The following is a 12,842-nucleotide window of genomic DNA, read 5'->3' as shown; positions in this document are numbered from 1 at the left end:
ATTGATTCGAAAGTCCGAGAGGAGACTGTGGAGAACCCGCGGCCGTCTTCCGGCGCTGAACGCACCATTCGAGAGCGACCCCGCCGGAATCCTGCGGCGCCGGCCGGCACCGTCCGAGCGTCGTCGTCGTGATCACCGGAGCACGCTGGACGCCGTCACGTCAGCCGGCAGGTCCTGCCGGCGACGGGTCGGTACACCTGGAGGGACTAGGCGAGGGCACTGTCGGATCGGGCACTCGACCGTCACACCGCCGGGTGGCCGCGACGCCGCCGAGGACCCCCGGCGAGCCTCTTCCAGTTCGCCGCATGCCACGCCGCCACCATCGTCGCGCCCACCAGCAGGAGCGCACAGATGCCCGCGTCGATCACGCGGGCGTACACGTGACGCGCCTCCGTCACCGCCGGCGCATAAGGCGCCGCGCCGGCCCACTCGTTCAGCAGCCCGATGCAGCCGACGCCGAGCACGCAGCCGACACCCAGCGCGACGAGAACTGCTGCGCTGGCGAAGCGGAATCGTACGCTCCGGCGGACGTCCGCGATCACGGGCGACGACAGGGTCTCAGTGTGCGTTGTCACCCTCGAGCCTGCCGTGTCCGCGACGGCGCGGCCGTCTCGAACCCCGGAGGTGAAGACCATCGGCTGAGGCGCCGCTGACATCCGTAGACCTTCGGCTATCTCCGCCACGCAACATCACCTCGTCACGACGAGGTCGCGTGTCGGCACGAGCGGGCCCCGCCGTCCGCGACCGCGCCGCGGCCGTCACACGGTGATGAACGCCTTCAAGGTGGTGCGGGCATCCATGTCGGCGTAGGCCGTCGCGGTCTCGTCGAGCGTGTAGGTGCGGTCGAACACCCGGCCCGGGTCGATCGTGCCGTCGAGGACGAGGGGGATCGCGTCCTCGATGTAGGCGCGCACCGGCGCGGGACCTCCAGTGAGGGTGAGGTTGCGGCCGAAGAGCGAGCCGAACCCGACGCCCGCTTCTTCGTACTGCGGGACGCCGACGCGTGAGATGACGCCCCCGGTGCGCGCGACGCGGTAGGACTGCTCGTAGGCCGGCATGAGGCCGACGGCTTCGAGCACGACGTGCGAACCGTATCCCTCGGTGAGGTCGAGCACCTTCTGGATGCCCTCCTCGCCGCGCTCTGCGACCACGTCGGTGGCGCCCCACTCGACGCCGAGGTCCGTGCGGTCGGTGTGGCGACCCATGAGGATGATGCGCTCCGCGCCCAGCTGCTTCGCGGCGAGCACCGCCGACAGGCCCACCGCGCCGTCACCGACGACGGTGACCGTCTGACCGGGTCGGATGCGCGCCATGTGCGCGGCGTGGTAGCCGGTGAGGTACACGTCCGACAGGGTCAGCAGGGACGGGAGCACCGCCTCGTCGCGCTCGGTCACTCCGGGCACGACGACGAGGCTGCCGTCGGCGAGCGGGATGCGCGACAGCTCGGCCTGCAGCCCCGCGGTCTGCCGGTTCGCGTAGAAGCCGCCGTGCGGACAGGCCGTCTGGAATCCGTCCCGGCAGATCGGGCAGGTGTTGTCCGACCAGGCGAACGGAGCGATGACGAGATCGCCCTTCTTCACGGTGCTGACCTCCGAGCCGGTCTCCTCGACGACGCCGAGCAGTTCGTGACCCATGCTCTGACCGTGCCGGCCCGGCTTCATGGAGTGGTACGGGTGCAGATCGGATCCGCATACGCACGTGCGGACGGTGCGCACGATCGCATCGGTCGGATGCTGGATGACGGGGTCGGCGACGTTCTCGACGCGGACGTCTCCCGCGCCGTACATGATGGTGGCCTTCATAGGGATTCCTCTCGGGTGGGGTCTCAGAGCTGGACGACGCTGAGGGCGGTCGGGCGGCTGTTCATCGGGCGGCCGTCCCGTTGTATTCCGCATCCGTGATGTGTTCTTTCCACACGGTCGTGGTCGCCGGGTCATCGCCGCTCTCGAGCATGGCGATGTGCTCCATGAACGTGTCTCCGGCTGCGGCATGCCAGTGGTCCTGGCCGGGCGGGGTGTACAGCGTCTGCCCGGGGTGCACGTCGATGATCTCGCCGTCGCGGGTGCCGAACCGCGCGACGCCCCGGGTGACGCGCAGGTACTGACCGCGTGCGTGGGAGTGCCAGGCGGTGCGCGCGCCCGGCGCGAACTTCACTACCGCGACGCTCATGCGCTGATCGTCGGTGCGGGGTGCCGCGATCACGTCGACCCACACGTCCCCGGCGAACTGCTCGGGCGGGTTCTTGGCGGTCGGTCGTTCTGGTTCGATGTTCATGAGGTCTCCTTCTCTCGTGCGACGACATCGGCGCCGTCCGGCCGGTCGGCGGCCCACGACGCGAGCAGTCCCAGCCGTTCCGCCGACGCCGTTCCGGGTTCTGCGGTGTAGATCAACAGGACGTTGCCGGGCTCGGCGGTCACAGCGAGCTCCTCGTACGCGAGAGTCAGCTCGCCGACCACCGGATGCCGGAACCGCTTCGTCCCGGCGCCGTGCGTGCGCACGTCGTGCGCCGCCCAGAGGCTGCGGAACGTCTCGCTTCGCGTCGACAGCTCCCCCACCAGCTCCTGGAGTGCCCGGTCGTGCGGGTCGCGACCCGCCTCGGCGCGCATGATGCCCACGCACATCCCCGCAAACACCTCCCAGTCGGGATAGAAGTCGCGGGAGACGGGGTCGAGGAACTGGAAGCGCGCGAGGTTCGGGACGCGGCCGCCGTCTCCGATCACCGGCGAATAGAACGCCCGTCCGAGGGCATTGACGGCGAGCAGGTTCTGACGAGGGTCGCGAACGAAAGCCACCGCATCCGAGATCGATTCGAGTGCCCACGACAGACTCGGCCGGGGCGCCCATGCGCGGGGGGTGCGCCGCCGGGAGCGGCCGCTGGTGGGGATGCCGTCGGCCGCGCGCGCGAGGTCGAGCAGGTGCGCGCGCTCGGTGTCGTCCAGCCGCAGCGCCTCGGAGACCGCGTCGAGCACACTCGCGGACGCTCCCGCGATCGCCCCGCGCTCGAGCTTCGCGTAGTACTCCACGCTGACGCCGGCGAGCGCGGCGACCTCGCTGCGGCGCAGGCCGTCGACCCGGCGGTTCGGTCCCGCCGTCAGCCCGGCATCCTCGGGTCGCACGCGGGCGCGGCGCGACATGAGGAACTCGCGCACCTCCGCCTTGTTGTCCATGTCTTCGAGGCTAGGTCGGCGCCGGCGAGCCAGGGAGTCCCCACCGGTACACCCCTCGGCAGAGCACGTCGGGCAGCCTCTGCCGAGGGATCAGCGCGTGCTCTTCAGCTTCCGCAGCGCCGAGCCCTTGTGCGCGGCCGATCGCCCCGTCTTCTCGGACTCGACGATGAACGCCGGCTCCGCGTCGCTGGCCGTGAAGCGCTGATCGTCGAACGTGAAGTCGCGCACCCTCTTCTCCCTTACCACCCCGCGGGTGCGGCCCTGCGAGGTGTTCCAGCTGACTCGGTCGCCCACGCTGATGTCATCCATGGGCCGATGAAACCCCACGGGCGTCGTCTCAGGCCACGGCTTGTGCGAACGGCATCCGGGGGCTAGGCCGATGCGCGGGCAGCCACGCTGCGCTGCTTGTCCCAGGCACGGAAGACGAGGAAGGCGATGACGGCGGCGGCGAGGAGGGTGATGTCGGCGGCGAGGCTGCCTTCGGTGCCGAACTCTCCGCCTGTGAGCCAGTCCGGAGCCCCGGCCGCCGGCTCGAGGAACACGAACGACGTGGACTTTGCGGGCAGTCCGCTGACGGCGATTCCGTAGACGTTGCCCATGGCGAAGTTCCAGCCGGCGTGGATGCCGATCACGAGCCACAACGAACCCACCCGCAGCGCGACGAACGAGGCGAAGTGGGCGTAGGGGAACACGCTCGTGAACGCGAGCGGTTTCAGCAGCACCCCGTGGACGAGGGTGAAGATCAGCGCCGGAAGCAGCACGGCGAGGCCGGGGGTCCGATACGCCGGCTGCTCAGCACCCGCGTGTGCGCGGGTCAGACGCGGCCGGTGAGGATGAGGTTCCAGTAGACCCAGGGCAGGATGTGACGGTCGAACACCCACGACAGCCGGCTCTCGCGATACATGCCGCGCCAGAACGGGATCGTGGGCTTGGGTCGTCCGGCCTCGTCGAATTCCGCCCACACGACGCTGCGTCGCGACACCGTGTACGGGCACACCGTATAGCCGTCGTACTCCTGCGCGGGCGCCTCGCCGCGCACGGCCGCAGCCACGTTCTCCGCGACGACGTAGGTCTGCTTGCGCAGCGCGCCGCCCGACTTCGCGTTGCGCGTGCCGGCCGCGTCCCCCAGCGACCACACGTTCGCGTACCGCGCGTGGCGCAGCGTCCGCGGATCCACCTCGACGAACCCGCCCGGGTCGTCGTGGGCGGCGAGTCCCGTGTTCCGCAGCCAGGGCGGCGCGGACTGTGGCGGCACGATGTCGGCGACGTCGAAGGCGACCGTCTCGGATCCGTGGGGTCCTTCGATCTCAAGCGTCCCCGCCGTGGAGTCGACCGCGCGCACGCGCGAGCCGTAGCGCACCTCGATCCCGTACCGCTCGATCACCCGCGACAGCTCGGCGTCGATGTGCGCCATCCCCGAGGGCGAGTCCTTCGCCGTCACGAACAGCACTCGGATGCCGTCCCGCACTCCGTGGGCACGCCAATAGTCGCACGCGAGGTACATCGGCTTCTGCGCCGCACCCGGGCACGACGACGGCTCATCCGGCTGCGTGAACACCACCGTCCCGCTGCGCAGGTCTCGCAGCATCGGCGACAGGGCCGCGGCCCCGGCCGGATCGTAGTGGGAGGCGACTCGCCCTGAAGCCCGCGCCTCGCGTGCGCCGGGCACCGCATCCCACTCGTGGTGGATCCCGGGGCTTACGATCAGCTGCCCGTACCTCACGCGGCCGCCGTCGCCGAGCTGAACGGTCGACGACTCGGGATCGATCGCGGTCACGGCATCGTGGATCCACGTGACGCCGGGAGGGATGACATCCGCCTGGTCACGCACCGTCTCGCTCAGGCGTGCGACGCCGCCGGCCACGTGCGAGAGCAGCGGCTGGTAGACGTGCCGGTCACGCGGCTCGATCACCGCGATGTCGTCGACGCCCCGGCGTCGCAGCCTCGCCGCGACCGAGATCCCGCCGTTCCCGCCTCCGATGACGACCACCTGATGGTCCCGGACCTCCGTCATGCGCACCTCCCGAAGCACACCGTCACGCTACGTGCCGGACCGTGGCGACGCCGGGGGCTTGCATGACCTCCCGCGGTGTGCTGCCCACCCGTCCTGCCGGTTCAGCGGCGCGACCCGAGCAGCCTCCCGACGGCGCCGGCGAGGTCGGCCGCCACCGCCTCCGCGGAGAACCACGGCGCCTGGGCCTTCCCCACCGCGGCCAACTCCGCCCCGTGAGCGGGGTCGCCGAGCAGCATCCCGAGCGCATCGGCCAGAGCGACGGGATCGGCGGGCGGCACCATCGCGCAGTCGAGCCCGTCGGTGCAGAAATCGTCGAATCCGCTTCCGGTCGTCACCACGAGCGGGGTGCCGATGGCTTTCACCTCCAGCGCCACCTGGCCGAACCCCTCCCAGCGCGAGGGGCACATCACGACGTCGGCCTCGCGGACGGCCGCGTACAGTTCGTCGCCGGGCGTGTGTCCGAGCCACGTGACGCGCGTCCGCGCGCCCTCGGTGAGCGTGTCGAGCAGTTGCGCGCGCGTCGGCTCGTATCGTGCATCGCCGCCCGCGCCGGCGATGACCAGCCGCGCCGTCGGTTCCCGTGCGTGGAGCAGCCCGTACGCGGTCACTGCGTCGACGATGCCCTTCCGGCGTTCTGCGCGGCCCAGGAACAACACGACCGGTCCGTCGGCGGTGGGCCAGAGCGGCGGCGGGGCGGCGGATGCGGCGCGCCGCTGCACCTCGGCCGTGTCGATGCAGTTGCGCACCACCTCGACGGGCGGCAGCGACCCCACGAGCTGCCGGGTGCGTTCATGCATGGCCGCCGAAATCGCCACGACCCCCGCCGAGCGACGGATCTGGCGCTTTTCGGCGTGCTGCTGGGCTCGGACCGCCCCCCGCAATCCCGCGGGCAGGTCGGCGATACGCAGGTCCGACACGTCGTGGGCGAGTTTCGACCCGGTCGCGAGGTTCGTCACGAGCGGCGCGCGCCGCGGGAGCCGGGCAGCCAGCGCCATCCATTCCGGCGCGAACACGCAGTCGTAGTCGCCGGCTCGGTGGATGCGCCGCAGGTGCCGCGCGCGCCGGGCCAGGTTGCGGCGACGACGCCGCGCGTCCGACCGCACGAGGGAGACGAGCCGCACACCGTGCAGTGGCGCATCGGCGACGACGTCGCCCTCGGCGAAGACGACGAGGTCGACCGCGATGCCGCGCGACACGAGCGCGGGAAGCAGCGCCGCGTAATGCCGGCCGATGCCGCCGGTGTAGGCGGTCAGTCCGGCGTACTCCGTGGTCGCCACGAGCCAGCGGCGCGGCATCCGGACGTCGTCGAGACCTCCTGTCGCGGCGGGCAACACGGGCGCGGGACGTTCGAGCCGCACCAGGCACACGACCATGCCGGCCGTCGCCGCGCCGACTCCGCCGGCGGCGAGGTCGCCGATCGTGTCGGTGTAGCCGACCGAGATGGTGTCGGTGATGACGGTGTGCCCGAACCACTCGACCATCTCCCACAGCGCTGAGAGCGCGAGCCCCAGCGCCGGGCACAGCAGCAGCGGCACCCGCGGGAGGAACGAGTTGTCCGTCCGATGCGGCACGACGCGCGCCCGGGCGAGCGCGACGTACACGAGCAGCGTCAGCACCCCCGTGCAGACGACGTGGACGACGATGTCCCACCCTGTCACCTCTGTGTACAGATCGAAGACGTTGCTCCACGCCGCCACCAGCACCGTCGCCCCCGCGGTCAGGTCGAGCCACGTCGTCACCCCGAGGAAGCGGGGCACCATCAGCACCGGGAGCGCCGCGGCGACCACCCCGGCATCCGTCGGTTCGAAGGCGATCGCGGCGAGCAGGATGCCGACCGCGCCGAGCACACGCAGGGCGTCGGCCAGTACCTCGCCGACCGTGCGCGGCGGGCGAAGGAAGTTCTCGATCACGGACCGGATCCGTCGATCAGCAGTCCCGCACGCACCGGCAGGTGGTCCGACGCGCGCACCTCGAGGCGGCGTCGACCCCCGATCGCGGCACGCAGCACACGGATGCCGTCCCCTACGGCGATCCAGTCGATCCGGGGCCCGGGACGCGGGGGCCGGTAAGACGTGTGCGTCCCCCATTCCGGGCTCGCCCGCGACTCGGCCGCAGTCCAGGCGTCGCGCAGCGTCCCACCGAGGTGCAGGGTGCGGGCTGTCGCCGAATCGGGGGCGCTGTTGAAGTCGCCGGTCACGATCACCGGCTCGGCGCGGGCCGCGGCGGCCTCGCGGATGAGGCGGGCCGATCGGATGCGGGAGCGCTCCGAGAACGGGTCGAGATGCGTGTTGACGACGGCGAGCTGCGCGCCGGTGCGCAGGTCGGTGAACACGGCGTCGACGACGACGCGCGGCAGCGGGTTGCCCCAGGAGCGCGACCCCGCGCGCTCCGGCGTGTCGGAAAGCGCGCGCTGCGTCCACGATTCCAGCGCCAGGCGTTCGCTGTCGTAGAAGATCGGACACGCCTCGCCGCGGGGACCCGGCGCGCGCCCATGCCCGACGAAACGATAGGTCGGGCCGAGCGCCGCTTGCATCAGCTTGGCGGCGCCGGGCGTGACCTCCTGCGCACCGAGCACGGTGGGCGCCTCGTGCCGGAGCAGCCGCGCGAGGTGAACGCGCCGACCCGACCAGCGGTCAGCGCGGCGCACGGTGAACACGCCGAGCGGACGACGCACGTTGAGGGTCATGACCTGGATGCAGTGCTCGTCATCCGCTGCATTCGAGAAGGTCGCCGCAGAGACCTCCGCGATGTGCTCCGGTGCGGCGGCAGCCCGCCGGCCGCCCGGGATCATCGGCGCACCCCCGTGGGCGAGGCGACCGACGAGCTCCGGAGGCGCCGGACCGCCAGCCGACGCCAGCGGAACGGCGGGAACTCGCGCGGCCAGTGGGCGACGACGGTGTGCACGCCGCGGGAAATGCGACGGCCGAAGGCGCCCCGGTCGGCGAACGGGCGCATCGAGATGCGCATCATCCGGGCGGGGATGGTCCCGATGCGATGGCGGGCTCCGAGGTGGATCGACAGGTCGAGGTCGTCGTGCATCCGCGCGTCTTCCCGGTGCACCTCACCGGCGACCTGCTCCCACGCGGCACGGCGCATCGCCATGTTCGAGCCGAACAGCGGAGCGTGCCCGAGGGTGACGAACCCCACGACCCGGTAGGCACCGAGGTAGACCGCGGCCACGGCGCGCCGCAGCGGTCGCGGTCCGTCGTGGAAAGTGGCCGTCCCGGTCAGCGCAGCGGCGTCCGGCTCGTCGGCGAAGGCCTGCACGACCGCCGCGATCCAGCCCGGCGTGGGGACGCAGTCGGCGTCGAGCCGCAGGATCAGGTCGCCTTCCGCGCAGTCGTAGCCGCGCGCCGCGGCGGCCGGGATGCCGACCCGGGTGCAGGGAGCCACGCGGGCACCCATCCGCGCCGCGACCGCGGCGGAGTCGTCGCGCGAGGCGTTGTCGACGACGACGATCTCGTCGGGAAGCAGCGTCTGCGCCCTCAGTGCCGCCAGGCAGCGCTCGAGCAGCTCCGCGTCGTCCCGGACGGGGATGACGACGGAGACGACGGGCCGCTCGAACGAGAGGGTCACGCGCGCACCCACCCCGAAACCTCTCGGCGCACCGCGCCGGCATCGGCGAACGACTCGAGCCACCCGGTCATCGGCCATTCGCCCCACGTGCGGGCGAAGATCGCGCCGTTGCGCAGGATGTCGTCGAGGTGCTGCCACGGCGGCGACGAGGTCGGGTGGTGCTGGTGATACGCGTGCGCGCCGCCCACCCACCACAGGGGGATCCGGCGTTCCCGCAGTCGGAATGCGAAGTCGGTGTCTTCGCCGCCGTATCCCACGTACGCCTCGTCGAACCCGCCCGAGCGCTCCCACGTCGCCGGCGTCAGAGCGAACGAGAGCGACCAGAACAGCGGATACTCGGGGACGATCGCGCGCCGCAGGTCGTCGTCGTCCGGCGCCGGTCGTGCCGGATGCGGCGCGGTCGCGGCCGTGAGCTCGTCGGCGGAGACGCCGGCTCCGGGCGGCAGGTAGGTCACCGGGCCGCAGAGCACCGCGTCGGGGGCGGAATCGGCGGCGCGCCGGTACCGCGCCACGAGCCGCGGACCCGGAATGCAGTCGGCGTCGAGGAAGATCAGCAGCTCGGCGCCGCCGGCGATCGCGGCCTCGGCGCCGGCGTTGCGTGCCGCGGCCAGCCGCAGCCCCTCCGGCGCCGGGGGCACCGTGAGCACCGTCTCGGCGGGCAGCGGGGGCGGGGCGTCGGCGCCGATCCACACCACGATCCGCTCGATGCCCGGCCCGGCAGCGGTGGCTGCGAGCTGGCGGCGCAGATGCTCGACGCGCTCGGTCGAGCAGAGCGAGATCACGGCGACCCGGTCCGGCGCGCTCACGTGGTCCCGCCCGCGGTGCGCAGAATCGCTTCGGCGGCGCGGCGCGCCGCGCCGGCCACCTGCCAGCGGTCCCAGTCCGGTGTCGCCACCGCGGCACGTTCGAGCAGCGCCGGCCAGTCGGATGCCGCCGGCCAGCGCTCGCGGACCACCGCCAGATGCAGCCGACGCAGAGCTCCCGCCGTGGCGTGCTGTTCGCCGAACGGCCGTCGCTGCGGGATGACGATCGCGGGAGCGCGCGCGGCCGCCAGGTCGGCGACCGAGTTCTGTCCCGCCCAGGCGACGACGACAGCTGCCTCGGTCAGCGCAGGCCACGGGTCGTCCACCCAGCTGTCGCCGCCGAGCACCCGCCAGGGTCGGCCCAGGTCGGCGGCCGCCGCGGCGATGTGCTCGTCGCCATGGTCGGCACCGCCGGCACCGGTGAGGAGCACGATCTCGTCGCCGCGGTCGCCGGAGGCGCCGCGGCCGTCGAAGCGGCTGATCCCCCCGGTGTGCACCACCTTCTCGGCCATCTGGGCGAGGTGCGGCACCGGCACCGCCCCCGCCGGCCAGGGCGCGATGACGGTGTCGGCCGCGCGGAAGCCGAGGCGATGGGCCTCGTCGTCGCGCTCGCCCGGCTGGGTGAACGCGACCGTCGGCACTCCCAGCATCCGCGCCAGCAGCGTCACCTCGACGGAGACGTCGACCACGAAGACGTCGGGCCGCTGCTCGGCGATGAGGCGGGCGATCGCCGCCAGCCGTTCGCGGTGGCCGGCATGACCGCGCGGCGCCCAGTGCAGCAGCCCGCCGACGGTCGGGTCGGACCGCCGGGGGTCGGCGCCGTCCTCCGCCTCGTCGTCGCGCGGGACGCGCAGCCACCGGCATCCGCGGGGCAGATCCGACGGCGGCGGCAGCGTGCTGACGACCTGCACGTCGCCGGGCAGGTGCGGGGCGATCGCGAGGAACCGGGTGAGGTGCCCGCGACCGTGGTGGTGGACGTACCAGCCGATGCGACGGGTCACGCGCTCACCTCCCACGCCCCCACTCCCGGCGTCTCCCTCGGTGTCGCCCTCGATGTCGAGGGCGCGCGCATGCCGCTCAGCAGCGCCTCGAGCCGCTCGGTGCGCGCCGTGAGCGAGAAGCGCGCCACCGCCGCCGCGCGGATCTGGTCCCGGCGAGCGCCGTCAGCCGGGGCGGCGAGATTCTCGGCGACGGCCAGGCCCATCGCCTCGACATCGCCGGGCGCCACCACGCGCATGCCGGTCGTCGCCGCGGCGATCTCGGGGATGCCGCCCACGCCGAAGGCGACGACGGGGGTACCGCACATGAGCGATTCGGGGCCGACGAGGCCGAACGGCTCCTCCCATTCCGGCGTGACGAGCACGGTGTCGGCGCCGCCCACGAGCGCCGACAGCTCGCGCGGACCGAGCGTGCCCGCATAACGCACGTCGCCGCCGAGCAGCGGCCGCAGCATCTCGTCGGCGTACCGCCGGTCGCCGATGCGTCCGGCGATCGTGAGCGGAACGCCGAGCCGACGGGCGATCTGCGCCGCCACGTGCGGCCCCTTCTCGGGCACGATCCGCCCGAACCACACCAGTCCGCCACCGCCGGAGCCGCGGCGCCACCGCTCGGGATCCACCCCGTTCGGCAGGAGGCGGGACGGCACGCCGGCGCGCGCCCATTCCCGCCGCGTGTGATCGCTGACCGAGATGAAGCGGCTGCCGCATCCGCCCGCCGCGTGGTGGGCGGCGACGAACTCCGGATCGACCGGCGTGTGCAGTGTCGTCACCATCGGCACCGGCAGGTGCGGCGCGCGCAGCAGCGGGAGCGGATGCAGGCAGTGATTGGAGATGACGTCGAAGCGGTCGCCCGACCCGGAGAGCGCGGTCAGGGCGCGCTCGAGCGCGGGGACGACGTCGTCGTGGAAGCTCGACGGCCAGGTGAGGTCCGTCGGGTCGGCGGCCTCCGGCCATCGGACGGGGGGCAGTCGGAACGGTCCGCCGGCGTCGGTGAAGTCGGATCCGGCGGGGGCGATGAAGGTCACCTCGTGACCGCGACGCCGGAGCGCGTCGACTTCCGCCCACACCGCCGACTCGAGCCCGCCCGCGTGCGGAGGGCGCAACGGGAAGCGGAGGGGGGCGATGACGACGACGCGCAGCGCGGTCGGCGCGCTCACCTCGTCGCCCCGTCCCGCAGGCGGCGGTACACCTGCGCGTGCGCGGCCGCGACGGCGGCGTCGGTCACGGCTCGCGAGCGGCGGCGCTCGGCGACGACCTCGGCGCGGGCGAGCGATCCGGGACGCGCGCCGTGCCGAGCCCACAGATCGCGCAGCGCGCGGGCGAGGTCCGCGCCGTCGGAGGGCTCGAAGGCGGCGACCGTGCCGTCCGGATGCTGCTGGGCGTACTGCCCGACGCGCGGTGCGGCGACGGGCACTCCCAGGTCCCAGCACATCTCGAGCCAGCCGGAGTGGGTTCCGTGGCGATAGGGCAGCACGCAGGCATCGAGCGCCGACACCGCCAGGTGGAGGGCGACGTCGTCGAGCCGGTCCTCCTCGATCAGTGTGATGTCCTCGGCGTCGGCGCACAGCTCCCGCACCTGCCGCGCGGCGGCGGCGTCGCGCACCCGACGGTTCAGACGCACCTCCGCCTGCACGGCCGTGCCCTCTTCGCGCAGGACCGCGATCGCGGTCCGCAGGGTGCGCACCGTGCCGGGCCCGTCCACGTTGGGCCGCAGGTCCTTCAGGTGCACGCCGACGCGCAGCCGAGCGTCGGCCGGCACCGGCGGCAGGGCGGCGTCGGCCGGGACGATGGAGGGATGCGGAAGCACGAGCGCTGTGCGGCCCCAGCCCTCGGCGATCTCGTCCGCCGCGCCCGGCGTGAGGGTGATCACCTCGTCCGCGCCGGAGATCAGCTCGTGGAGCTGGCGACGATAGGGCGCGGAGTCGGCCAGCTGCGGGTGGTCCAGGTCGTGCGCCGTGTACACGACGCGCCACCCGGCCGCGTGCGCGGCCGCGATGCACGCCGCCACGTGTCCCGGCGCGAACGACTCCGTGCCGAAGTGCACGTGCAGCACGTCGACCTCGTCGGCGTGAGCGCGAATCCACTCGGGGTCCAGGGCCGCGGGCGGCCACCAGACGCCTTCCGCGGCGCCGGGCACCTCGGGGTCGGCCAGCATCCGCACATCCTGATGCGCGCCGACACGCTGGGAGTAAGGATGGGCGGCGGGCACGGAGAGCACCGTCACCGGCCGCATCGACCACGGCTCCGGCTGCCGTGGCGCGTCGTCCGTCTCCGTCTTCATGCC

General features: G+C 72.9%; 14 protein-coding genes. All 14 read right to left on the bottom strand.

Translation table 11 applies throughout. From position 1 onward, the window contains the following. Nucleotides 1-242: 242 nt before the first annotated feature. The 14 genes from C7474_RS02645 to C7474_RS02580 all read right to left on the bottom strand — a co-directional run bounded on the left by C7474_RS02645 (nucleotide 243) and on the right by C7474_RS02580 (nucleotide 12,839). Nucleotides 243-575 carry a hypothetical protein gene (locus C7474_RS02645; RefSeq protein ID WP_147436672.1) on the bottom strand — a complete coding sequence of 111 codons (333 nt, stop codon included), beginning with the start codon at nucleotides 573-575 and terminating at the stop codon, nucleotides 243-245. 183 nt (nucleotides 576-758) lie between these two features. After that, on the bottom strand, nucleotides 759-1,802 hold the full coding sequence (locus C7474_RS02640; protein ID WP_199692347.1) for a zinc-binding dehydrogenase: 1,044 nt from the start codon (nucleotides 1,800-1,802) through the stop codon (nucleotides 759-761). A gap of 61 nt (nucleotides 1,803-1,863) precedes the next feature. Then, the gene (locus tag C7474_RS02635) at nucleotides 1,864-2,274 is read right to left on the bottom strand and encodes a (R)-mandelonitrile lyase (RefSeq protein ID WP_121057390.1); all 411 of its coding nucleotides are present in this window, start codon (nucleotides 2,272-2,274) and stop codon (nucleotides 1,864-1,866) included. Next, complete coding sequence (locus C7474_RS02630) at nucleotides 2,271-3,167, bottom strand: helix-turn-helix domain-containing protein (protein ID WP_121057388.1); 897 nt, start codon at nucleotides 3,165-3,167, stop codon at nucleotides 2,271-2,273. Before C7474_RS02630 ends, C7474_RS02635 begins: the two co-directional genes overlap by 4 nt. A 90-nt stretch (nucleotides 3,168-3,257) precedes the next feature. After that, the gene (locus C7474_RS02625; protein ID WP_121057386.1) at nucleotides 3,258-3,476 is read right to left on the bottom strand and encodes a hypervirulence associated TUDOR domain-containing protein; all 219 of its coding nucleotides are present in this window, start codon (nucleotides 3,474-3,476) and stop codon (nucleotides 3,258-3,260) included. Between the two features lie 62 nt (nucleotides 3,477-3,538). Continuing rightward, nucleotides 3,539-3,928, bottom strand: a complete 390-nt coding sequence (locus C7474_RS02620) for a CPBP family glutamic-type intramembrane protease (protein ID WP_158597293.1) — start codon at nucleotides 3,926-3,928, stop codon at nucleotides 3,539-3,541. A gap of 53 nt (nucleotides 3,929-3,981) precedes the next feature. After that, nucleotides 3,982-5,181: an NAD(P)/FAD-dependent oxidoreductase gene (locus tag C7474_RS02615; RefSeq protein ID WP_121057867.1), complete on the bottom strand. Its 1,200-nt coding sequence runs from the start codon at nucleotides 5,179-5,181 to the stop codon at nucleotides 3,982-3,984. 101 nt (nucleotides 5,182-5,282) lie between these two features. Beyond that, the gene (locus C7474_RS02610) at nucleotides 5,283-7,091 is read right to left on the bottom strand and encodes a glycosyltransferase family 4 protein (protein WP_121057382.1); all 1,809 of its coding nucleotides are present in this window, start codon (nucleotides 7,089-7,091) and stop codon (nucleotides 5,283-5,285) included. Then, nucleotides 7,088-7,972, bottom strand: a complete 885-nt coding sequence (locus tag C7474_RS02605) for an endonuclease/exonuclease/phosphatase family protein (RefSeq protein ID WP_121057380.1) — start codon at nucleotides 7,970-7,972, stop codon at nucleotides 7,088-7,090. Before C7474_RS02605 ends, C7474_RS02610 begins: the two co-directional genes overlap by 4 nt. Beyond that, the gene (locus C7474_RS02600) at nucleotides 7,969-8,757 is read right to left on the bottom strand and encodes a glycosyltransferase family 2 protein (RefSeq protein ID WP_241965067.1); all 789 of its coding nucleotides are present in this window, start codon (nucleotides 8,755-8,757) and stop codon (nucleotides 7,969-7,971) included. Before C7474_RS02600 ends, C7474_RS02605 begins: the two co-directional genes overlap by 4 nt. Next, nucleotides 8,754-9,563: a glycosyltransferase family 2 protein gene (locus tag C7474_RS02595; RefSeq protein ID WP_121057376.1), complete on the bottom strand. Its 810-nt coding sequence runs from the start codon at nucleotides 9,561-9,563 to the stop codon at nucleotides 8,754-8,756. Before C7474_RS02595 ends, C7474_RS02600 begins: the two co-directional genes overlap by 4 nt. After that, on the bottom strand, nucleotides 9,560-10,561 hold the full coding sequence (locus C7474_RS02590; RefSeq protein ID WP_121057374.1) for a hypothetical protein: 1,002 nt from the start codon (nucleotides 10,559-10,561) through the stop codon (nucleotides 9,560-9,562). The genes C7474_RS02595 and C7474_RS02590 overlap by 4 nt, the downstream gene beginning before the upstream one ends. Then, complete coding sequence (locus C7474_RS02585) at nucleotides 10,558-11,715, bottom strand: glycosyltransferase (RefSeq protein ID WP_241965066.1); 1,158 nt, start codon at nucleotides 11,713-11,715, stop codon at nucleotides 10,558-10,560. The genes C7474_RS02590 and C7474_RS02585 overlap by 4 nt, the downstream gene beginning before the upstream one ends. Next, nucleotides 11,712-12,839, bottom strand: a complete 1,128-nt coding sequence (locus tag C7474_RS02580; protein ID WP_241965065.1) for a glycosyltransferase — start codon at nucleotides 12,837-12,839, stop codon at nucleotides 11,712-11,714. Before C7474_RS02580 ends, C7474_RS02585 begins: the two co-directional genes overlap by 4 nt. Nucleotides 12,840-12,842 lie beyond the last annotated feature (3 nt).

Source organism: Microbacterium telephonicum, assembly GCF_003651225.1.
Classification (GTDB): Bacteria; Actinomycetota; Actinomycetes; order Actinomycetales; family Microbacteriaceae; genus Microbacterium; species Microbacterium telephonicum.
Note: the sequence above shows the minus strand (reverse complement) of the source record. Positions and strands in the feature narration are given on the sequence as shown.